Genomic DNA, 19,258 nt, shown 5'->3' with positions numbered 1-19,258 from the left:
CCCCGTTACCCAAGCGAAGCGAAAGGATGAGCAATGGCCAACACTGCCAAGAAGACTGCCAAGAACACGATTTGCGTATGGTACGACAAGGACGCAGAGGCTGCCGCCCGCTTCTACGCCGAAACCTTTCCCGACAGCTTCGTCGGCGCCGTCCACCGGGCACCCGGTGACTATCCCTCCGGCAAGGCGGGCGACGTGCTGACGGTGGATTTCACCGTTGCCGGCATCCCCTGTATCGGCCTCAACGGCGGTCCGATGTTCAAGCACAACGAAGCGTTCTCGTTCCAGATCGCCACCGATGACCAGGAAGAGACCGACCGCTACTGGAATGCCATCGTCGGCAATGGCGGTCAGGAGAGTGCGTGCGGCTGGTGCAAGGACAAATGGGGCATCTCCTGGCAAATCACGCCGCGCGTGCTGACGGAGGCGATGGCGGCCGGCGGCGCTGAAGCAAAGCGCGCCTTCGATGCCATGATGACCATGAAGAAAATCGACGTCGCCACGATCGCGGCGGCGCGGCGCGGCTGACGCTCACGACGAGATTGTCCGGATAGAGGTGTCCCCTGATAGACGTGTCCTGGCCAGCTTCAGTTGCTGGCCAGGCTCAGTCGCCGCGGGCGCGCGACGCGCCTATCCTCGGCATCGGACGTTGTCTACTTCTGCTCGTTCGCGCGCATCTCTTCCGCAAATGGCCGCAGGCCTTGCGACATGTCATCGAGACGCTTTTGCCATTCCGCGCCGGGCATGAAAGCGAGAACCGGGACGTCGCCTGGCGAACTCTTGACGTATTCGGGGTCACGCACGCTTTCCGCAATGGCCGCTTCGAGTTGCTTGACGATTTCGTCGGGAACGCCCTTCGGCACCGCGAAGCCGCGTTCGGCCGTCATGGTGATCGCGACGCCGGCCTCCTCCGCCGTCGGCACGTCGGGAAGCGAAGGCGAGCGCGTCTTCGACAGGATCGCAATGACGCGAAGTTCTCCCTTGTTGGTGCCGTGCAGCTCGGGCACCTCGCTGAGGCTGATCATTCCCACTTGCAAATGGCCGCCCAGAATGTCGGTCCGCTGCGCCGACGTGCCGCGATAGGAAATCTCGTTGGGCTCGACCCTGGCGGCGCCCGCCAGCATGCGTATCGCCAAATGCCCGTTGGTACCCGCGCCATTGTGACCGAACGTGACCGAGCCGGGCTTGTTGCGCAACGCGGCGAGAACGTCCGAAAGACTGGTGAGTTTGCTGGCCGCATGCACCACCATGATGCTGGGATCATCGACCACGCGCGCCACCAGACGGATTTCATCCATGCCGTACTGGGTCTTTCGCGTCATCGGGAGAAAATTGTAGCCGGGCACGTTGACCACACCCATCGCATAGGCATCGGGGGCGGCGCGGGCAATCGAGCTAAACGCGATCTCGCCGCCGGCACCGGGCTTGTTCAGCACGACGAACTTGGCCTTTGCGCCCACCCTTTTCTCGACGAACGGCAGCAGCTTGCGGGCCATGACGTCGGTGCCGCCACCGGCCGCGAAGCCGACGACAACTTCAATCGGCTTGTCGTCTGGCCATGTCGCCCAACAAGGTCCGCTGGCTGCGATGCCGAGAATTGCTGCGATTATTGTTTGGACCTTCTTATGCATGAAGGCTTTCCTCCGCTCTGATTTTTCTCGCCGGCACACTAGAGCCCTTTCCGTTTCGATTGAATCGAAACGGGGCTCTAGATTCCTTGTTGACGCGTTTTCTTAACGCGAACCGGGTCCACTTCGCTGGAAAACGCTATAACCGATCGAGTCGGTCCGTCCAGACCTAGCGCGTCATAGCCGTCATCCCGATAAGTGCGGTGCGTGCGCCGCTGCCGACGGACAGGCCGAAAAAATCTCACCTCCCCTGGGTTATGGAGGCGAGATCGGCAATTCGGCTCTCTGCGGCTGCGCGATCAGTCGCGGGGAATCGGAAGAACGATGCCGCCGCCGACCGCAAGCAGCTTCGCGATCATCTGCGGCGTCAGCAGGTCATGGCCCCTGGAAGGTGCGGATGCGCAAGGAGGTTGTTGCCGGCAATCGACGCACTGGGTGCCGCCTCCTACCACCAGCTCGAGCCCGGCTGCACCTGCTGATAGTATGGCTGGCCGCCGCGGCGGCGCGTCGTGGCGGGTTGCGGCGGCTGCGGCTCCCAGCTGCGCTGGAAAAACGGGTTGAAGCCGTCTCCAGCGAAGGAGTCGTTCGCAGCGTAGACATCGATCGGGGGCGTGGGCTTGCGCGTGATGAAGCCGCCTTGCGGCTGGGTGCTCAGCACCACGACGAACTCGGTGCGATAGTTGGTCTCGACACTCAGCGGCTCGTCCGAGATCACGATCGAGGAGCGTGGCACTGCGGTCGGCGCGATGCGATCGAGCACCTCCTGCGGAATGGTGATGCGGTCGAGCGCGGCCTTGGCGTCGTCGGCGTTGTCGATGCTGACCGCGGTCCAGCGCAGGCCTGAATCGTTTTGCGCCACCGCCGTGAACACATGCGTGCCGATCGGTCGTTCCGGATTGCGGATCGTGACCGGGACCTCAATCGTCGCATCGAACACAATGCCGCCGCCGTCTGGCGCCGGCTTGTGCGTGGGCCGCCGCACGTAAAGCTTCTGCGTCTCGCGGCTGATGTAGATCGAGACCGGCTCGAGCGCGAGCTTGGCTTCGCTGGCCGCCTTGGCGGTGTCGGCCTTCCTGGCCTGGGCCACCTTGGCGGCGTCTTTTGCCGCGGCGGCGGCGTCGAGCTTCGCTTTCGAGTCGGTCTTGGCGGCCTCAAGCTGGGTCCCGAGATCAGCGGCCTTGGCGGCGGCCTTTTGCTTGAGGTCCTCGGCCCGCGCCCTGGCCTCGTCGGTCCTGGCGGCGGCGAGCGCTTTGTCGGCGTAGGCGAGTTCGGCGTCGGCACGGGTCTTGAGCACCTGCAGCTTGCGCAGCGATGCTGTCAGCGTCGCCGTCTCGCGCGTCGCCGCCGCGGCGGCTTTCTTGGCCTCATCGGCCGCCTTGGCGGCCTCGGCAGCCTCGCGGGGGAGCGCCTCGGCTCTGGCCGGCGCGGCCGCGATGGCCTCCGCCTTCGGCGAGAACAGCGCCGGATGGGAGAATTCGACCGGCTCGGCGTCGTTGGGCGAGATGATCACCCGCATCCCGATCCGCGTCTTGTCGAACAGCTTGTCGGCAAAGCCGAACGGCATCCGCACGCAGCCGTGCGAGGCCGCATAGCCCGGCAGCGGCCCGCCGTGCAGCGCGATGCCGTTCCAGGTGATGCGCTGCATGTTCGGCATCGAGGCATCGTCATACATGTTGGAGCGGTGTTCCTTGTTCTTCTCGAGGACGGCGAAGACGCCGGCCGGCGTTTCGCGACCCGAGGTCCCGGTCGACACCGGCGCGCGCAGGATCCAGCCCTCGGCGTCGTACAAAGTAACCTGCTGGGTCTTGATCGACACGATCGCCATGATCGGCTCGCCCGCATCGCGCGGCGCCGTCGCCTCCTTGGGGGCCGCGGGGCGCGGCTGCCGCGGCGCGGCATCGGCGGTCGGCGCCGTCAAGGCCGCCAATGCGGCCATGACCGCGAACGTCACTATGGCGGGAAGGCCGCAACGCCGCATCGTCACCGTGGATTGCGCCGTCGTAAGTCGATTTACCATGCCTTGCCTCGGTTCAAATGCCTGCCCGCGCTTGCGTCGATCGCGTATCAGATTGCGGTCATTGGATTAACAAACCGCCGCCACCATCCACGCCGTCCATTTCGCCCCGAGGGGATTATCGGCACTTCCGTTGGCAATTCACTCATATACGACAGCCCGCGCAGGAGAAAGGGTCGCCCGCGGCGTCCATCGACCCCGTTTACGATCTGCGAGCCGAGTCGCCCCCGCGCGCAATAGCGATGTGGATACGGCGGGTGCGACAAAACAACCCGGCGCAAAGCCGGGCTTCCGTCATGCCCGACCGGCGGGGCAGCAATGGGGCAATAATGATGGGCATGTCTTTTGCTTCCTGCACAGGAAACAGTCCTGTCGAGGCCCGCATGTTGGGAATCCCGCGGCGCTACAGCCACTTTGTCTATGGCTTTATTCAGTCGGGCTTGACCTGCGCGGTAGCGGCGGCGATCGCCAGCTTTCCGCTCGCGGGATCGGGTCATTTCGTCGTGCACTGGGGGCGGGCATGGCTGTTCTCGTGGCTGCTGATGTTGCCGGTGGTGCTGTTTGCGGCGCCCGTCATCCGCCGCCTGGCCGATGCCATGACCCGGGAAGAGTAGCAGGCTCGCTCCATGGAAACGAGCCTGCCTGACCACCGAACCGTTACTTCTTCATGCCGTCCTTGGACATGGCATCTTTCGACATACCGTCGTGCTTCTTCATGGCGTCCCTGGACATCGCATCTTCCTTTTTCATGTTGTCCTTGGACATCGCGTCCTTGGACATCGCGTCCTTCGCCATCCCGTCCTTGCTCATCTTGTCCTGCGCGTAGGCCGCGGGCGCCGAGGCAAGTCCGAACGCGAGTGCAAGCGCGGAAATCGAGAGCAAGGCGCGCAGATTCCTGGTTGTCATCGTCAATATCCTTCGTTGTGTCTGTTAGCGGTTAGCCGCTGTTCCGATTACGTCGATCGATCGGCCTTCGTTACGAACGGGGCTCGACCGGTGGTGAACACATCGCTGTGATCAATCAGCCGTCTTGGCCGGCATCATTGGCGTCTCTCCTCTGTTTGATGGAAGTTTGAGGTGCGTGGTCAGTACCGCTGCCAGCGCGAGCGACACACCGACGCCGGCGACGCAGGCGATCCAGCCCAGGCGGTCGAACAATTGTCCGAGCACGGCGCTGCCGACCAGACCGCCGAAGAAGTAACAGGCGAGATACGTCCCACTGGCGACACCGCGGTTGTCGTGGGCCGCCTGACCGACAAAGCCGGTCGCCGAAGCCTGCGCGAAGAAAGTGCCAACGCCAACCAGCACCATGCCGGTAAGGACGGGTGCAAGATGCGAGGACAGCATCAAGGGCAATCCAACCGCGGCGAGCGCAAGGGCGCCCCACAGCACCGGCCGGGTGCCAAACCGTGCGACGGCTCGTCCGGCGAACAGCGTCGTGACCACGGAGGGTGCAAAGACAAAATAGACCAGGCCGAGATCCATTCGCCCGAGCGACAGCGGCGCGCGGACGAGAACGAAGTTGACGAAGGTAAAAGTGCCGACGAAAGCGAACAGGATGCAGAAGCCGATCGCGTAGGCGGCGCGCAGCGAGGGATCGCGCCAATGGGCAACGGTAGCCGCGAAAGGCGATTGCGTCGTCGGCATCGCCTGCATCGGCTTGACCTGCCGAATGGTGAAGTACACCAGCACCGCACCGGCCAGATTGAGCAGCGCGAAACAATAGAAATTCGAGGCCAGTCCGAACGTGTCGACCAGCGCGGCCGACATCAGCCGCCCGATCAGATTACTGGCGACATTGCCGGTGATATAGGCCGCGAATGCGCCGCCGGCGTCCATCGTGCTGCACTGCTCGCCGAGATGGGTCAGCGTCAGGGCAAAGGCCGATGCCATGCAAAGACCCTGCAGCACGCGAAGGAAAGTGAACGTGACAAGGTCGGGTGCACTCGCCAGCAGCGTGGTGGGGATCGCGAGCAAGACCAGGCTCACGAGAATGCCGAGCCGGCGGTCGATAAGCGGGCTCAGGAATCCGACCACCAGACTGGCGGCCGCCATGCCTACGGTGCTGGCATTGACGGCGACACCCATCGCGGCCGGGGTCACGTCGTAGTGCCGGGTCAGGGACGGAAGGATGGCCTGCATCGCGAACAGATCGACCACGGTGAGAAAAGCCGTCAGGCCGATGATCAGGGAACGCAGCGCCACACCTGGCGAGCGGCCATCCATATCGATCGCGTGCGTTTTCATCGATGCGGAAAGCTCGGTCATGGTGCGACTCGCCAGCATGATCTGGAAGGGGATGTGACGCCTGGGCGTGCGGGGCAACACGGGGGATCCCAGGACGTCACATCAGGCAACGGGCGCGGCAAGCGCGCGCGTTACATCCGGTTACATGTGGTGGTCGTGCGGATCCTTGCGGACGTCGCCGACATAGAGAATGACGGTCTCCCTGCCGAGGTTCTTCCACCAGTGCGAGACACCGGCGACTTCCGGCCTGATCTCGCCGGCCTTGTGCACGATCGGATCGGCGCAATTGCTGGCGTACTCGACGATCTCGCCCTGCTGCACGAAGATCAGCGCCGGACGATCGTCATGGCTGTGCCACGGCACGATGCCGCCGGGCTCGATCGTCAGCTTGCGGAAACGCAGCTCGCGATCCCTGATATTGGCCGGCTGCTTCTCAAGATTGATCGCACCGAGCGTGACGTCCGTGACGCCGACCGCCTTGTAATCGACCTTTTCGCGGACGTTGGCCTTGATCCTGTCGGCCGGGCATTCGCCGGCCGATGCCGCCGGCGCCGACGCGAGCGTGCCTGCGAAAATGCCGGCAAGCGCGAGGCCATGCCAGAGGGTGCTGGATGAGCTGGATTTGGACATGTCGTGGTCTCCTCTGTTGTTTGCTTCCGCCTTTGAAGTGGCCGAAATGGATTTGGCCGGCTACGTCACGACAGTCGACGAAATCACCAGAGGAATGAAATGCCGGTTGGCTCTGGACTCGATAGCGCCGGGCTATGCGTGCCCGAGCATGTGCTTGATGTCGGATGAAAACGTCGGATAGGCGTAGACGTTGTCGCGAATCTGCGCGGCGGTGAGGCCAAAGCGCATCGCCAGGCCGAACAGGTTCACCAATTCCTGGCCGGCGTGCCCGACGAAATGCGCGCCGAGGATGCGGTCGGTGGTCCGATCGACAATGATTTTCGACCACGCGACGGTCTCGGCATAGGTTCTTGCCGAGAACCAGTCACACATGTCGTTGGTGTGCACGTCGATTGCAAAGCCGTTTTGCCGGGCGGTAGCCTCGGTCAATCCAACCGCGGCGAGCGGAGGAACGGTGTAGACCGACGTCGCCATGCTGGCGTAGTCGGGACTGTATTTCGGCCCTTCCACGATATTGCGGCCGACGATGTCGCCCTCATAGGTGGCGATCGGCGAGAGCTGCGGCGAAGTCGGCACCGCGTCGCCACAGACATGGACGAGCGGGTTGGAGATCGAGCGCAGATGGCGATCCACTGCGACGCGGCCGTTGGCGTGTTCGACGTTGCCGGCGGTGAGGTCCAGCATATCGACGTTGGCGACACGGCCGGCGCCGTTGACGATACGATCAGCATCCAGAGCGTGCTCGGCGCCGTCGTGGTGGAAGATCACGCGCAGACGGCCGTCTGCACGCTCGATCCGCTTGACGCTGACGGCCATTTTGACGCTGATGCCAATGCGCTCGCTCTCGATCTGCAGGCGAACGACGGCGTCAGCGTCCATCGCCGGCAGCAATTGCCGCTGCGCTTCGAGAACGGTGACCTCGGTGCCTGTCCGCGCATAGACATGGCCGAACTCCAGCGATATGACGCCGCCGCCGACGAATATCACCGATGCCGGCAAGTCGCGCTCGCTCAGCATTTCGTCCGAGGTGATCATGAACTCCGCGCCAGGGATCGGAAGCGGCCGCGGCTTTGAGCCTGTCGCGATCACGATGTGTTTGGCTTCGAGTTCGCGGCTCCCCACGCGAATAAGATTGCGTCCTGCGAAAACCGCGCTGCCTTTGATGATTTCAACGTCGCGCTTGGCCATCGAGCGGGCCAGTTTGGCCGGGATGTCCTTGATCATTTCCTTTTCGCGGTCGATCAGGGCTGCCCAGTCGAGCCTGGGCTTTCCAACCGAGATGAGATGAACGGCTGCGCGTTCGATCTCATGCAGGGCGTGGCCGGCCGCCACCAGCACCTTCTTCGGCGTGCAGCCGCGGTTCGGACAGGTGCCTCCCAGCATATCCTGCTCGATCATGGCGACCGACATGCCGGCGCGCCGGACCGGCCCGGTCACCCCGATGCCGGCATTGCCGCCGCCGAGGATGACTACATCGAATTGCTCTCTGCTCATCGGATGAACCTTCTTCTGGCAATGATCCGGACGAAATCAGGCCGCGCGCTGGCGCAGCCTGTCAGCCCATATGTGGAGCAGGCGGGCGGTGTTACTTCGTCGTGATCGTCGAGGTGATCGAAGCCACGACCTTGGTCGCCATCTCGAACTGCGCGACGCGATCCCTGATGTTGTGACGCTTCGCGATCCATCCGAAATCGGTCCAGACCGCCCAGACGTCGCCATTGTCATCCTGGGTCAGCAGCAGTCGCACCGGCCAGTCGAGGCCGGCATTGGGGTTGGAGGTGATGAATTGGGTTCCGAGCGGCGGATTGCCGAACACCAGAAGCGTCGAGGGACGCAGCTGGATGCCGGCATCGGCCGCGAGCTTCGACTGGTCGATTTCCGAGAAGAACTTGATCCCCTTGCTGGCGATATCGGCCTTGATGCGGGTGATGGCTTCCGCCAGCGGCACCGCGCTCTTGACCCGGGTGATGCCGTCGTCGCTATCAGCCCGGGCCCCGGACGCGATGGAAGCCACGAGAAACAGCAACAGCAGCGTTACAGCGAAATTCGCGAAACGGTTGGTCAAACCAGGTGTCATGGAACGTCTCCTATCCGGGGTCCATGCCGTCGGCATGGCTTCCGGCGCAGGATGATTGTCGTCGCCGGTAAACTGAAATGCGATCTCGCTCTCATTTTGATAGCGGCCAGCTATTGGCAGGAGCATGCTGTCGGGGTCTCGATACGCCGTGGCTATCGAACCCATTGGGCGACGGCATTTCTGGCGCGCCGCAATCCGGCCTCTGATGGCGGCAGCGCCCGATCGGGCCGGGGCCCCTTGCCGTTGGCCCGGGCCGGAAAATAGTATCAGCCGAATACCGGAGAAAAACATGTCGCTATCTTCAGCCGATGCCGAGCGTCTCAAGGAGGCTTTCCAGCAATGTCGCGACATGGAAGGCACGCTGAGCGACCAGCTTCAGGCCTATGCCGCGGCGGGGCGGGAGATCTTTCCGGCCTATGGCGAGGCGGTCGACCGGCTGGTGGCGCGACTGCACGAAAACGGCGGCGGCGAGAACGCGCCGCGGCCGGGCGAGCCGATGCCGCCATTCCTGTTGCCGGACGAGACCGGCCGGCTGATCAGTCTGCCGTCACTGCTGGCCGAAGGACCGCTCGCGGTGATGTTCTATCGCGGACACTGGTGCCCTTATTGCCGGCTCAACGTCCGGGCGGTGATCCAGGCGCACGACCGCATCAAGGCATTGGGCGCGCAGACGGTGGCGATCATGCCGGAGACCCAGCCATTTACCGAAAGGTTCAAGGCCGAGGCCAGGGCGCCGTTCCCGGTGCTGACCGATCTCGACAATGGCTATGCGCTGTCGCTCAACCTGGCGATCTGGCTCGGCACCGAGATCCAGCGGCTGCTGTCCTATCAGAACCTGTCGGAATTCCACGGCAATGACGGCTGGATGCTCCCGATCCCCGCAACCTTCGTGGTCGGCCGCGATGGCCTGATAAAGGCCCGGTTCGTCGATCCGGACTTTCGCAAGCGCATGGAAATCGACGACCTGATCGCCGCACTGAAGAGCGCCAGCGAGGAGCGCTGACGCGCCGTATCCTTCAGACATTCGCGCCCTTGTCGACGACGCGCTGCCAGTCCGCACCGCGCAGCATGCGCATCACGGCGGATGCCACCGCCGTGCGCTCACGTCCGGCGACGCCATAGAGGTGCACGGTGCGGCGCGAATCCAGTCCCTCGACCGGCGTGCGTTTCAACGTGTCCGGCAGCGAGGCGGTGTGGGGAACCACCGCGATGCCGATATCGGCCTCCAGCAGTTCGATCAGGTCGCGCTCGGAGGCGATCTGGTGGCTGCGCTCGACCGCAACGCCATGCTCACGCAGAGAGCGGCCGAGTCGATCCGAATGTTCGCAGTAATTCCGTGACAGCCACTGCTCGGCACGCAAATCATCGAAGCCGATCGTTTCGCGCTCCGCCAGCGGATGCCGCCGGTTGATGACGAGATCGAAATCCTCCGTGAATAGCGGCCAGGTGTCCAGCCGGTCCCAGTCGCTGCCGAGTTCGGCGGCAATGCCAAGCTCGGCTTCGCCCTTCTTCAGATATTCGCCGACCTCGTCGGCGTTGCCGCGCAGGAAGCGGAATTCGAGCCGGTTGAACTGGCGTTTGATCTGGTCGAGACAGGGAATCAGGATGGACAGATCGACGGAATGGCTGAGAGCGATCCGCAGCGCTCCGACTTCGCCGCCCTTGAAGGACGCCGCCAGCATGCGTGCGCCAGCGGCTGCATCATAGCATTGCTGCAGCAGCGGGTGCATCCGCAGGCCGAGTTCGGTCAATTGCGCCGCCGGCCGCTCGCGCCGGAACAGATCGCCGCCCATTTCCGCCTCGAGCTGCTTGATCGCCCGCGTCAGCGACGGCTGGGTGACATTGCACTCGTCGGCGGCGCGCGTGAAGTTCAGTAACCGCGCCACTGCGAGGAAATACCTGACCTGATGCATCTCCATGATCGTGCTGCCCTGCCTGTTTCGCTGGAGAAATTAGCCGAATGGCCGCGGCAATAACACCCAAACCGCAATAGCGGCCGCCTATGGTTTCGGAAGCCAAAGGGCATTTCAAAACCCAAAGGCCGTCCTGCACATTCGAGCCGAGAATGCCGGAAGCGCAGGAAGGGCTCTGTCATGAACATTCAGGTGAAGGCGCAGGATGCCAAGGCGGCACGGCCGCTCGCCGGCAAGGTCTCGCTGGTCACGGGGTCGACCAGCGGTATTGGCCTCGGGATCGCGCGGGCATTGGCCGAGGCCGGATCGGCGGTGGTGCTGAATGGTCTTGGGGTCGCCTCCGAAATCGCCGGGATCAAAGACCAGATCGAGGCCAATTTCGGCGTCAAGGTCAGCTATTCCGCCGCCGATATGAGCAAGCCTGAGGCGATCGCCGACATGATCGCCGCGACGATTACCGGACATGGCCGGCTCGACATACTCGTCAACAATGCCGGCATTCAATATGTGGCGCCGCTCGACCAGTTTCCTGTCGAAAAATGGGACGCGATCCTGTCGATCAATCTGTCATCCGCGTTTCACACGACGCGGCTGGCCCTGCCGGCGATGCGCCAGAACAAGTTCGGGCGCATCATCAACATCGCCTCGGCCCATGGACTGGTCGGGTCGCCGTTCAAGGCGGCCTACGTCGCCGCCAAGCACGGTATCGTCGGGCTGACCAAGGTCGCCGCGCTGGAGACCGCCGAGGAAGGCATCACCTGCAATGCGATCTGCCCGGGATACGTCTCTACGCCACTGGTCGAGGCGCAGATCGACGGCCAGGCCAAAGCGCACGGCATTTCTCGCGAGCAGGTGATCCACGACGTGCTGCTGGCGCAGCAGCCAAACAAGCGCTTCGCCACCGTCGAGCAATTGGGCGCGTTGACCGTCTTCCTCGCCAGCGACGCCGCGGCATCGATCACCGGCATCGCGCTGCCGGTCGATGGCGGCTGGACCGCGCACTGAGGTGTTGAACGGAACGAAATCAAGGGAGTGCCACATGAACGACGTCCGGGACAATTGCGCTTCGCCACAGGCATTCGCCGGATCCGGGCCGGGCCAGATCGTGCTCGTGCTGCAGGGCGGCGGCGCGCTCGGCTCCTATCAGGCCGGCGTCTATCAGGCGCTGCACGAGGCCGGTATCGAGCCGGACTGGATCATCGGCACCTCGATCGGCGCTATCAACGCCAGCCTGATCGCCGGAAACTCACCGCCTAACCGGCTGTCGCGGCTGCGCGAATTCTGGAAGAAGATGGAGCAGAACCCGGTCTGGAGTTTTCGCGACATTTTTCCGGGCTTCAACGAAAAGCTTTCCTATTGGTCGACCGTGACCAACGGCATTCCCGGCTTCTTCCGGCCGAACCCGCTGGCGCACGCCGGCGACAGCTATACGCTCGGCGCCGATCGGGCCGGCTACTACTCGACCTCACCGCTGCAGCGCACGCTGACCGAACTGGTTGATTTCAACCTGGTGAGCCGGTGCAAGCCGCGGCTGACGGTCGGCGCGGCGCACGTCTGCACCGGCCAGATGCGCTATTTCGACAGCCGGGATGGCGAGATTGGCGTCAAGCACATCATGGCGTCGGGCGCGTTGCCGCCGGCATTCCCGGCCGTTCGAATTGACGGTGAACTGTATTGGGACGGCGGCATTCTGTCGAACACGCCGACCGAAGCCGTGTTCGACGACAACCCGCGCAGGAATTCCTTGATCTTCGCCGTGCATCTCTGGAATCCGACCGGCGCCGAGCCGACCACGATGGCGGAGGTGCTGAACCGGCACAAGGACGTGCAGTATTCCAGCCGGATCGCCAGCCACGTCGCGCGGCAACAGCAGGCCCATCGGCTGCGCCATGTCATCAACCAGCTCGCCGCGCGCTTGCCGGAGTCCGAGCGCAACAGCGAAGCGGTGAAGGAGCTGGCGAGCTATGGCTGCCCGACGCGGATGCACGTTGTGCGGCTGCTGGTCCCGCAACTTATCCGCGAAGACCACACCAAGGACATCGACTTCAGCCCGTCCGGCATCATGCAGCGCTGGGATGCCGGCTATTGCCACACCAAAGCGGTACTCGAACGCAAACCGTGGACCGGCGACTTCGATTCGTTGTCGGGCGTGGTCCTGCACGAGCAGAAGGAGCTGTTCGCGGAAGCGGCAGAGTGACGGCCTATGGTCACATTTTCGTCGCTACTTGCCCGTCCAGCCCGAAACTTCGTACCAAAACCGACGCGAACGCCCCCGAGCGGAGCCCTCCCCGTTATCCTAGAATGTGTGCAATTTATAACCAGCGCGTCGAAAATTTGAATGCTCCGCCCTCATTCGAGGCACGAAGGTTCATGCCCCCATATCCTGCTCTGCCCCGCCCGCCTTCGTGACTTCGGCCTCTTGGCCCTCGGATGCATCCCCGAACGGAGCGCAAGCAGGCGCTGCTGGGAAAAGCGCTGCGTCAAGCGCATCCGGGCTCCCGGGTGCTTGAAATGATTTGTCCATTTCCGGGCTGCCGGCGGCGACGATTGTATTTTCGCCGGTCCTAAGGAACTTTTTGGAAATTCTGCCATTGCAGCTGTGTCGATTGGTGCGAACCCCCGAGGAGTGTTTGCAATGGCAACCCAAATCGTTATGGACCACAGTGGCGATACCCGACATCACTTCGATGCGAACGACGCAAAGGCGCTGCTTGAAGCGGAAGAACGCTTCAAACAGCTGACCGGCGCCGGCTATACGGCGGCAACCAGAAATTCCTCCGGCGACCCGGTCGTGACCCGCAGGTTCGATCCGAAAGCCGAAGAAACCCTGTTTTATCCAAGGCTAGTCGGCGGCTAGAGCCTCATGTTGCGGGCCAGGCTACGAAATGCTGTCCGTAACATCAGGCAATTCCTGGCGGACAGCGCCCACCGCTGGCAATTGTTTCGGGCTCAATATCGAGAATTGGGCCGCACGCAACGGGAGGTGCGGGGCATAAGGCTGTTGCAAGCGTGGCTATCGGCTGAACAGCGCGTTCAGTTTAACAAATACGGGTATTTCGAAGTCACGGGCTGCCATAGCGGCAAGCGATACCGCATATGTTATGGCTCAGCGACAAATATCCATGAGCTTGACCAGTATGGGCGCCCGAAGGCCGGTTGGTGTTTTGTGCCGAACCAGCCTTTGGTGCCCGGCGACGTCATGCTCGCACAGAAAATTGCCTTGGAGACCGACGAGTGGAGCGCGCTGGCGGTGGCCAAATCGTTCAGGCCGACTTGGCATTGAGCAACTGGCATTGAACAATTGATATTGGTCGCTTGGCATTGATCACCTGGAATTGAACATCAGGTGCCAAGCCACGCCTGCCACTGAGGGCCCAGGCCCCACTGCGCCGGCGCTGCCAACGAGCAGCGCTTGCGATCGTGATGCACCGGCTGCGTCGCGGCCGCATAGGCTTGGTCCAAAAGGGAGATCGGCTCGCTCTACTCCCTACTCCGGTTTGAATCCCGAGGCTTTGACCACGGGTCCCCACAGTTCGGAGTCGGATTTTTCAAGCCTTGCAAACTCTTCGGCCGATGTTCCGGTGGCCTGAACGCCGAGCTGCGAGAGGCGTCCGCCAAACTCGGGGCTCCGCACAGCTTCGACCACGGCCTGGTTTAGCTGCGAGACGACCGCGGCGGGCGTCCTGGCCGGAACATACATGCCATACCAGCCCTCGCCGCGGATGCCGTACCCGCCTTCCATGAAGGTTGGCACCTCACGCATGACCACCGAACGCTCGCGGCCCGACGTCGCGAGGACGCGGATGCGGCCGGCGTTGTGGGCCTCGACCAGATCCTGTGTCGAGGTAAAAAACATCGGGAGGTGACCGCCGATCAGGTCGGTGATGGCCTGCGGGTTGCCTTTGTAGGCGACGTGGCGAAGTTCGATGCCGGCCTCGCGGGCGAACAGTACCGCAAAGAAGTGCGGCAAGGATCCCGCCGCCGGGGTGCCGTACGCCGCCTGCGCAGGATTGACCTTCAACCACGCGATCAGCTCCTTGAGGGTCCTGGCGGGCACGTTCGCACCGACCGCGACGGCAAGGTCGTAGGTCCCGACCTGCGAGATCGGCTGGAAATCTCTCACGGGATCGTAGGCCAGATTGTCGTAGACATGCGGAAACAGCGCCATCGGTGCGATCGGCGTGAACAGCAAAACCGTACCGTCGGCTGCAGCGTCCTTGACCGACTGGACGCCGAGGCGTCCGGCCGCGCCGGCCTTGTTCTCGACGATGACGGTCCGGTTGAGCTTCTTGCGCATGGAATCGGCGATCATCCGTGCTGCCGTGTCGCCGACGCCGCCGGCTGGATACGGCAGAACGATCCGGATGGGGGATTCACCTGGTTGCGCAACGGCATGATCCGCCATGACCAGGCTGAGGATGGCGGCCAATGCAATTCTGATGATGCGCACAGGCGCCCCCAATTACCGCGGATGTTTGGTTATTGTCTTGACCGATGCAGCCTCTGCCCCAATGATCCATAAAGGAAGTACTGTTATTCTTATAGGGCAATAGAATCTCTTGATGGGGGGCGGCATGGATCGCAGCACGGACAGACGCATCAAGCTTCGCGACCTTCAGGTATTTCAGGCCGCCGCAGAGACCGGCAGCATGGCGAAGGCGGCGGCTCACATGGCGATAACCCAGCCCGCCGTTTCATATGCGATTTCAGAGCTGGAACAGACCGTGGGCGTGCCGTTGCTCGACCGTTCGTCGCAGGGTGTGACGCCGACGGTCTACGGACGCGCATTGCTCGAGCGCAGTGCCATCGTGTTCAATGAATTGCGGCAAGGCGTTAGCGAGATCGCCTCGCTTGCCGACCCCGAAGTCGGTGAGTTGAGGATCGGCACAACCCCGCCGATGTCGGCGGTTGCCTCGGCCGTCTTCAATCGTCTGGTGCCGCGCTATCCGCGAATGAGGTTCGAGCTCAGTGTCGGCCCCACCGACGTACTGCTTCGCCAGTTGCGCCAGCGCGATGTCGAGATCGTCATCAGCAGGATCGCGTCGATGGCGGGCCATGACGACCTCAGCATTGACACACTGTTTCAGGACGAGTTGGTGGTTATCTGCAGCAAACACAACAAGTGGGCTCAACGCCGAAACGTTTCCCTGGCAGAACTCGTCGGCCAATCCTGGGTGTTGCCGCCTGCAGCAGGCTTCCTCACCGGGATCATGCGCGCTGCTTTCGAAGCCGAAGGCCTGGAGTTTCCCCGTGCAACCGTCACGACCTCGTGCACGTATTCGCTGAGCGTTCTGGTCGGAAACGGCAATTTCCTCGGCATTCATCCCCGCGCCATGTTGACGACCCCGAACGATCATCCGCAACTGACCGCCGTCGATGTACGGCTGCCGACGACGCGCGGGGCGGTCGGCTTGATCGCGCTGAAGGATCGTTCGCTGAGCCCGGTGGCAAAGCTGTTCGCGCAGTCGATCCTTCCTGTCGTTGAGGATATTCAACCGCAGCGGACGTTGCGCGCGGCGCTCACGTCGCGCGCTTTGCCCCAGACGGCACCTGCTTCACGTTGAGCTGCGTTCGGCCGTCGTGCTCGATCAGCCCATCGGTAAATCGGAAGTCGCCGATATCCGGTCAAAGTAACACGAATGACCCGTCACGAGCCTGCACTACACGGTCAGCACATCTTCAATTCGGATCGGCAGGGTACGCACGCGTTTGCCAGTTGCGTGAAAGACGGCGTTGGCGATGGCTGGGGCCATGCCGACGAGCGCGATCTCGCCGAGGCCTTTGACGCCAAGCGCGTTGACGTGTGGATCCAGCTCCTCGACGAAGTGCGCTTCGAGTTGGGGAATGTCGAGATTCACGGGCAGGAGGTAATCGGCCATGTGGGCGTTGACCGGACGTCCGTCGCGTGGATCGAGGACAGTGCGCTCCATGAGCGCCATGCCCATACCGCCGATCATGCCGCCGATGCATTGGCTCCTCGCAAGTCGCGGATTAATGACGCGGCCGATTCCGTAGGCGCCTACTGCACGGCGCAGCCGGATCGTTCCGACGTCCGGATCGACAGCCACCTCCGCAAATACGGCTCCAAAGGAGTGCATCGAAAATCGGGCCGCGACATCGGGATCGCGCTGAGACGAAGCCGTTACCTCGATGGGTCGGCTGTCCTGAGGGCGCTTCGCAGCCTCCTCTTGCACCGCAAGGCAGGCGGCACGAACCGCAGAGCCGACCGAGGCCATCGTCCATGAGCCGCCATGGGATGGAGCGGGCGGATAGTCAGAGCGGCCCAGGCTGAAGCGCACCCGTTCAACGGGCAGCCCCAGCGTCTCGGCGGCAACTTGCGTCATGGACGTGTAGGTGCCGGGACCCATGTCGCTTGCCGCGACTTCAACTTCAGCGGTGCCGTCAGGGAGCAGCCGCGCCCGCGCATTCGCCGGCGCATGGAAAGCCGGATAGCTCGCTGATGCCACGCCCATGCCGACCAGCAACCGGCCATCGCGCATCGAACGGGGCTCGGGTAACCGCCGCGACCAGCCGAAACGCTCGGCGGCGAGGTCATGGCATTTCATGAGGGATCGGCTGGAGAACGGCTTGTTCTCGCCCTCATCGATAGCCGGCTCGTTGCGGCGCCGCAGCTCTATGGGATCGATCCCAAGCTTGTACGACAATTCATCCGCGGCACATTCGAGCGCAAAGACACCGCTGGCCTCGCCGGGACCGCGCATATGGTTTGGGGTGCCGATATCGAGTGGCAGCAGCCGGTAGCGGGTCCGCACGTTCGGCGCAGAATAAAGGAAGGTCGTGACTGACGTCAGAGCCTCCATGAACTCTTCGTATCGGCTCGTCTCGCCGGTGCCTTCGTGCACAATGCTGGTGAGCTTGCCGTCCGCCGTGGCCCCAAGGGCCATCCGCTGAAGGGTGCGGGGCCGGTGGCCCGTCATGAAGAACATCTGCTTGCGCGTAAGTACGAGCTTGACGGGACGTCCCACTTGTCGCGCCGCCATGGCAGCAAGCGTCACATGCGGCCACGTCCTGAGCGACGTGCCGAAGGCGCCACCGATAAACGGACAGATCACCTGTACGTTCTCGGGCTGCAGGCCGAAGACGGCCGCGACCTCGGCCTGTTCGTTGACGACGAACTGGCTCTTGCTCCACAGCGTCAGCCGATTGCCATTCCAGGCCGCGACGGTGGCATGCGGCTCCATTGGATTATGGTTTTCGCGCGCGATTTCGTAGATCTCGTCGACCCTCATCGGCGCATCCGCGAGAGCGCCGTCAGCAGCGCCGCGCGCGGTGTCGGCCGGCAGCATCGCATCCGGCTGCTTCCCGGCTTCCGGGACGATAGGCCGGGCTTTTGCGTCGGCAGGATCAATAATCGGCCGCTCGGCCGAGTAGGAGATACGTAGCGCGGCAGCTGCACGCTCCGCATGGTCGAGCGTATCGGCGACGACGATCGCTACCGGTTGTCCATAGAAGCGCACGTGGTCATCCTGCAACACATGCAGCCGCTCCCCCGTGGCCGGATCGATGTAGCTCTTGTGAGGTGCATATGCCAGGCGTGGCGCATTGTGGTGCGTGATGACTGCAATGACGCCCTGCATCTTCTCAACCTGCCCGGTGTCGACACCGGTCACGCGGCCGAGACCCACCGTGGCACCGGCGACCACCGCGTAGGCTTGGCCGGGCTGGTTGAAGTCGGCGGCATAGCGTGCGGCACCGGTGACCTTGGCGCGACCATCCACGCGCGGCAGCGGCTTTCCGATCACGTTCGTTGTCATGCGGCTTCTCCGGTCATCTCAAGGGCGCGGACGATCGTCCGGGGCAGGAGTTCGAGCTTGTAGTGATTGCCCGATAGGGGACGGGCTCCTTCGACTGCCAACCGGGCGGCTGTCTCGAACACTTTGCGATCCGGCGCCTTGCCGATCAGCGCTTTCTCCACTGTGCGCAGACGCCACGGCCGAGTGCCTACACCGCCAACAGCGAGCCGCGCCTGACGGATCACCCCGCCGCCAACGTCCAGTGCGGCGGCAGCGGACACCAGCGCAAACTCATAGGAGGCGCGGTCGCGCACCTTGAGATAGCGCGCCCGCCGGCTGTACGGGCCGCCGGGGACCCGCACCGTCAGGATGAGTTCGCCAGGCAGCAGCGTGTGTTCGAGATGGGGCGTATCGCCCGGCAAACGAAACAGTTCCTCGACTGGAAAGCTGCGCTCGCCCTGCGGTCCCCTCACCTGCATTGTAGCTTCGAGGGCGACCAGGACGACGGCGACGTCCGAAGGATGCGTTGCGACGCAATGATTGCTCGTGCCGAGAATGGCGTGGCCGGCATTCAGACCATCGATCGCGGCGCAACCGGAGTTCGGGGTGCGCTTATTGCAGGGCGCATCGTGCATCCGGAAATAGGGGCAGCGCACGCGCTGGAGCAGATTGCCGCCGATGGAGGCCATGTTGCGCAGTTGCGGCGATGCGCCCTCGATCAGGCTTTCGGCGACGAGCGGGTGCAGGCGCTGCACGTCGGGATGGGCGGCGACATCGGCCATGCGGGCGAGCGCGCCGATCACGAGATCGGAGCCATCAATACGGATTTCGGAAAGCGGGAGCGTGTTAATGTCGACAAGGTGCTCCGGCCGCTCCACCTCCTCCCGCATGAGGTCGATCAACGTCGTGCCACCGGCGATGAAACGTCGGCCGGACGACGCGGCGGCGATAGCGCCATGGACGGAGGTCGCCTTCTCGATCGTGAATGGGAACAT

At 63.3% G+C, this 19,258-nt stretch carries 19 protein-coding genes; 8 read left to right on the top strand and 11 right to left on the bottom strand.

From position 1 onward, the window contains the following. Window positions 1–33 precede the first annotated feature (33 nt). Window positions 34–528, top strand: a complete 495-nt coding sequence (locus ACSQ84_RS12595) for a VOC family protein (protein ID WP_436211968.1) — start codon at window positions 34–36, stop codon at window positions 526–528. A gap of 125 nt (window positions 529–653) precedes the next feature. Here the strand turns inward: ACSQ84_RS12595 and ACSQ84_RS12590 are convergent, their stop codons facing one another. Next, window positions 654–1,631: a tripartite tricarboxylate transporter substrate binding protein gene (locus tag ACSQ84_RS12590; RefSeq protein ID WP_436211967.1), complete on the bottom strand. Its 978-nt coding sequence runs from the start codon at window positions 1,629–1,631 to the stop codon at window positions 654–656. A 442-nt stretch (window positions 1,632–2,073) separates the two neighbouring features. Then, complete coding sequence (locus ACSQ84_RS12585) at window positions 2,074–3,645, bottom strand: L,D-transpeptidase (RefSeq protein ID WP_436211966.1); 1,572 nt, start codon at window positions 3,643–3,645, stop codon at window positions 2,074–2,076. Between the two features lie 380 nt (window positions 3,646–4,025). On the opposite strand from ACSQ84_RS12585, the gene ACSQ84_RS12580 reads away from it, so the two are divergent. Next, window positions 4,026–4,256 (top strand): DUF2798 domain-containing protein, encoded by a 231-nt coding sequence (locus ACSQ84_RS12580; protein WP_436211965.1) that lies wholly within the window; start codon window positions 4,026–4,028, stop codon window positions 4,254–4,256. A 43-nt stretch (window positions 4,257–4,299) separates the two neighbouring features. Here the strand turns inward: ACSQ84_RS12580 and ACSQ84_RS12575 are convergent, their stop codons facing one another. The 5 genes from ACSQ84_RS12575 to ACSQ84_RS12555 all read right to left on the bottom strand — a co-directional run bounded on the left by ACSQ84_RS12575 (window position 4,300) and on the right by ACSQ84_RS12555 (window position 8,596). Then, complete coding sequence (locus ACSQ84_RS12575; RefSeq protein WP_436211964.1) at window positions 4,300–4,548, bottom strand: pentapeptide MXKDX repeat protein; 249 nt, start codon at window positions 4,546–4,548, stop codon at window positions 4,300–4,302. 111 nt (window positions 4,549–4,659) lie between these two features. Beyond that, window positions 4,660–5,910: an MFS transporter gene (locus ACSQ84_RS12570; RefSeq protein ID WP_436211963.1), complete on the bottom strand. Its 1,251-nt coding sequence runs from the start codon at window positions 5,908–5,910 to the stop codon at window positions 4,660–4,662. Window positions 5,911–6,030: 120 nt separating this feature from the next. Continuing rightward, window positions 6,031–6,519: a cupin domain-containing protein gene (locus ACSQ84_RS12565; protein WP_436211962.1), complete on the bottom strand. Its 489-nt coding sequence runs from the start codon at window positions 6,517–6,519 to the stop codon at window positions 6,031–6,033. Between the two features lie 132 nt (window positions 6,520–6,651). Then, window positions 6,652–8,013 carry a dihydrolipoyl dehydrogenase family protein gene (locus ACSQ84_RS12560; RefSeq protein ID WP_436211961.1) on the bottom strand — a complete coding sequence of 454 codons (1,362 nt, stop codon included), beginning with the start codon at window positions 8,011–8,013 and terminating at the stop codon, window positions 6,652–6,654. 91 nt (window positions 8,014–8,104) lie between these two features. After that, window positions 8,105–8,596 (bottom strand): DUF302 domain-containing protein, encoded by a 492-nt coding sequence (locus ACSQ84_RS12555; RefSeq protein WP_436211960.1) that lies wholly within the window; start codon window positions 8,594–8,596, stop codon window positions 8,105–8,107. A gap of 289 nt (window positions 8,597–8,885) precedes the next feature. On the opposite strand from ACSQ84_RS12555, the gene ACSQ84_RS12550 reads away from it, so the two are divergent. Next, window positions 8,886–9,599, top strand: coding sequence for a peroxiredoxin-like family protein (locus ACSQ84_RS12550; RefSeq protein ID WP_436211959.1), 714 nt, complete (start codon window positions 8,886–8,888; stop codon window positions 9,597–9,599). A 13-nt stretch (window positions 9,600–9,612) separates the two neighbouring features. Here ACSQ84_RS12550 and ACSQ84_RS12545 read toward each other — a convergent pair whose 3' ends face one another. Next, window positions 9,613–10,515, bottom strand: a complete 903-nt coding sequence (locus ACSQ84_RS12545; RefSeq protein WP_436211958.1) for a LysR family transcriptional regulator — start codon at window positions 10,513–10,515, stop codon at window positions 9,613–9,615. 174 nt (window positions 10,516–10,689) lie between these two features. Between ACSQ84_RS12545 and ACSQ84_RS12540 the strand changes: the two genes are divergently transcribed. The 4 genes from ACSQ84_RS12540 (at window position 10,690) to ACSQ84_RS12525 (ending at window position 13,792) form a co-directional block, all read left to right on the top strand. Next, window positions 10,690–11,514: a 3-hydroxybutyrate dehydrogenase gene (locus tag ACSQ84_RS12540; protein WP_436211957.1), complete on the top strand. Its 825-nt coding sequence runs from the start codon at window positions 10,690–10,692 to the stop codon at window positions 11,512–11,514. Window positions 11,515–11,548: 34 nt separating this feature from the next. Next, a complete protein-coding gene (locus tag ACSQ84_RS12535; RefSeq protein ID WP_436211956.1) occupies window positions 11,549–12,706 on the top strand; it encodes a patatin-like phospholipase family protein in 1,158 nt (385 codons plus the stop codon). Window positions 12,707–13,144: 438 nt separating this feature from the next. Then, window positions 13,145–13,366, top strand: coding sequence for a hypothetical protein (locus ACSQ84_RS12530; RefSeq protein ID WP_436211955.1), 222 nt, complete (start codon window positions 13,145–13,147; stop codon window positions 13,364–13,366). A gap of 6 nt (window positions 13,367–13,372) precedes the next feature. Then, complete coding sequence (locus ACSQ84_RS12525) at window positions 13,373–13,792, top strand: hypothetical protein (protein WP_436211954.1); 420 nt, start codon at window positions 13,373–13,375, stop codon at window positions 13,790–13,792. Window positions 13,793–13,996: 204 nt separating this feature from the next. Here ACSQ84_RS12525 and ACSQ84_RS12520 read toward each other — a convergent pair whose 3' ends face one another. Further along, the gene (locus ACSQ84_RS12520; RefSeq protein WP_436211953.1) at window positions 13,997–14,959 is read right to left on the bottom strand and encodes a Bug family tripartite tricarboxylate transporter substrate binding protein; all 963 of its coding nucleotides are present in this window, start codon (window positions 14,957–14,959) and stop codon (window positions 13,997–13,999) included. Between the two features lie 124 nt (window positions 14,960–15,083). Here ACSQ84_RS12520 and ACSQ84_RS12515 point away from each other — a divergent pair, with 124 nt between their 5' ends. After that, window positions 15,084–16,073, top strand: coding sequence for a LysR family transcriptional regulator (locus tag ACSQ84_RS12515; RefSeq protein WP_436211952.1), 990 nt, complete (start codon window positions 15,084–15,086; stop codon window positions 16,071–16,073). A gap of 96 nt (window positions 16,074–16,169) precedes the next feature. On the opposite strand, the gene ACSQ84_RS12510 is transcribed toward ACSQ84_RS12515, so the two are convergent. Beyond that, window positions 16,170–18,284 (bottom strand): xanthine dehydrogenase family protein molybdopterin-binding subunit, encoded by a 2,115-nt coding sequence (locus ACSQ84_RS12510; protein ID WP_436211951.1) that lies wholly within the window; start codon window positions 18,282–18,284, stop codon window positions 16,170–16,172. Next, window positions 18,281–19,258 (bottom strand): FAD binding domain-containing protein, encoded by a 978-nt coding sequence (locus ACSQ84_RS12505; RefSeq protein ID WP_436211950.1) that lies wholly within the window; start codon window positions 19,256–19,258, stop codon window positions 18,281–18,283. Before ACSQ84_RS12505 ends, ACSQ84_RS12510 begins: the two co-directional genes overlap by 4 nt.

Source organism: Bradyrhizobium sp. LjRoot220 (assembly GCF_964252915.1).
Taxonomy (GTDB): Bacteria; Pseudomonadota; Alphaproteobacteria; order Rhizobiales; family Xanthobacteraceae; genus Bradyrhizobium.
Note: the sequence above shows the minus strand (reverse complement) of the source record. Positions and strands in the feature narration are given on the sequence as shown.

Bases quoted from the DNA above. Each gene is read 5' to 3' on its own strand.
- ACSQ84_RS12525 (WP_436211954.1), top strand. From the start codon at position 13,373: ATGTTGCGGGCCAGGCTACGAAATGCTGTCCGTAACATCAGGCAATTC.
- ACSQ84_RS12545 (WP_436211958.1), bottom strand. From the start codon at position 10,515: ATGGAGATGCATCAGGTCAGGTATTTCCTCGCAGTGGCGCGGTTACTG.
- ACSQ84_RS12530 (WP_436211955.1), top strand. From the start codon at position 13,145: ATGGCAACCCAAATCGTTATGGACCACAGTGGCGATACCCGACATCAC.
- ACSQ84_RS12515 (WP_436211952.1), top strand. From the start codon at position 15,084: ATGGATCGCAGCACGGACAGACGCATCAAGCTTCGCGACCTTCAGGTA.
- ACSQ84_RS12560 (WP_436211961.1), bottom strand. From the start codon at position 8,013: ATGAGCAGAGAGCAATTCGATGTAGTCATCCTCGGCGGCGGCAATGCC.
- ACSQ84_RS12595 (WP_436211968.1), top strand. From the start codon at position 34: ATGGCCAACACTGCCAAGAAGACTGCCAAGAACACGATTTGCGTATGG.
- ACSQ84_RS12510 (WP_436211951.1), bottom strand. From the start codon at position 18,284: ATGACAACGAACGTGATCGGAAAGCCGCTGCCGCGCGTGGATGGTCGC.
- ACSQ84_RS12585 (WP_436211966.1), bottom strand. From the start codon at position 3,645: ATGGTAAATCGACTTACGACGGCGCAATCCACGGTGACGATGCGGCGT.
- ACSQ84_RS12565 (WP_436211962.1), bottom strand. From the start codon at position 6,519: ATGTCCAAATCCAGCTCATCCAGCACCCTCTGGCATGGCCTCGCGCTT.
- ACSQ84_RS12550 (WP_436211959.1), top strand. From the start codon at position 8,886: ATGTCGCTATCTTCAGCCGATGCCGAGCGTCTCAAGGAGGCTTTCCAG.
- ACSQ84_RS12575 (WP_436211964.1), bottom strand. From the start codon at position 4,548: ATGACAACCAGGAATCTGCGCGCCTTGCTCTCGATTTCCGCGCTTGCA.
- ACSQ84_RS12535 (WP_436211956.1), top strand. From the start codon at position 11,549: ATGAACGACGTCCGGGACAATTGCGCTTCGCCACAGGCATTCGCCGGA.
- ACSQ84_RS12540 (WP_436211957.1), top strand. From the start codon at position 10,690: ATGAACATTCAGGTGAAGGCGCAGGATGCCAAGGCGGCACGGCCGCTC.
- ACSQ84_RS12570 (WP_436211963.1), bottom strand. From the start codon at position 5,910: ATGACCGAGCTTTCCGCATCGATGAAAACGCACGCGATCGATATGGAT.
- ACSQ84_RS12555 (WP_436211960.1), bottom strand. From the start codon at position 8,596: ATGACACCTGGTTTGACCAACCGTTTCGCGAATTTCGCTGTAACGCTG.
- ACSQ84_RS12505 (WP_436211950.1), bottom strand. From the start codon at position 19,258: ATGTTCCCATTCACGATCGAGAAGGCGACCTCCGTCCATGGCGCTATC.
- ACSQ84_RS12590 (WP_436211967.1), bottom strand. From the start codon at position 1,631: ATGCATAAGAAGGTCCAAACAATAATCGCAGCAATTCTCGGCATCGCA.
- ACSQ84_RS12580 (WP_436211965.1), top strand. From the start codon at position 4,026: ATGTTGGGAATCCCGCGGCGCTACAGCCACTTTGTCTATGGCTTTATT.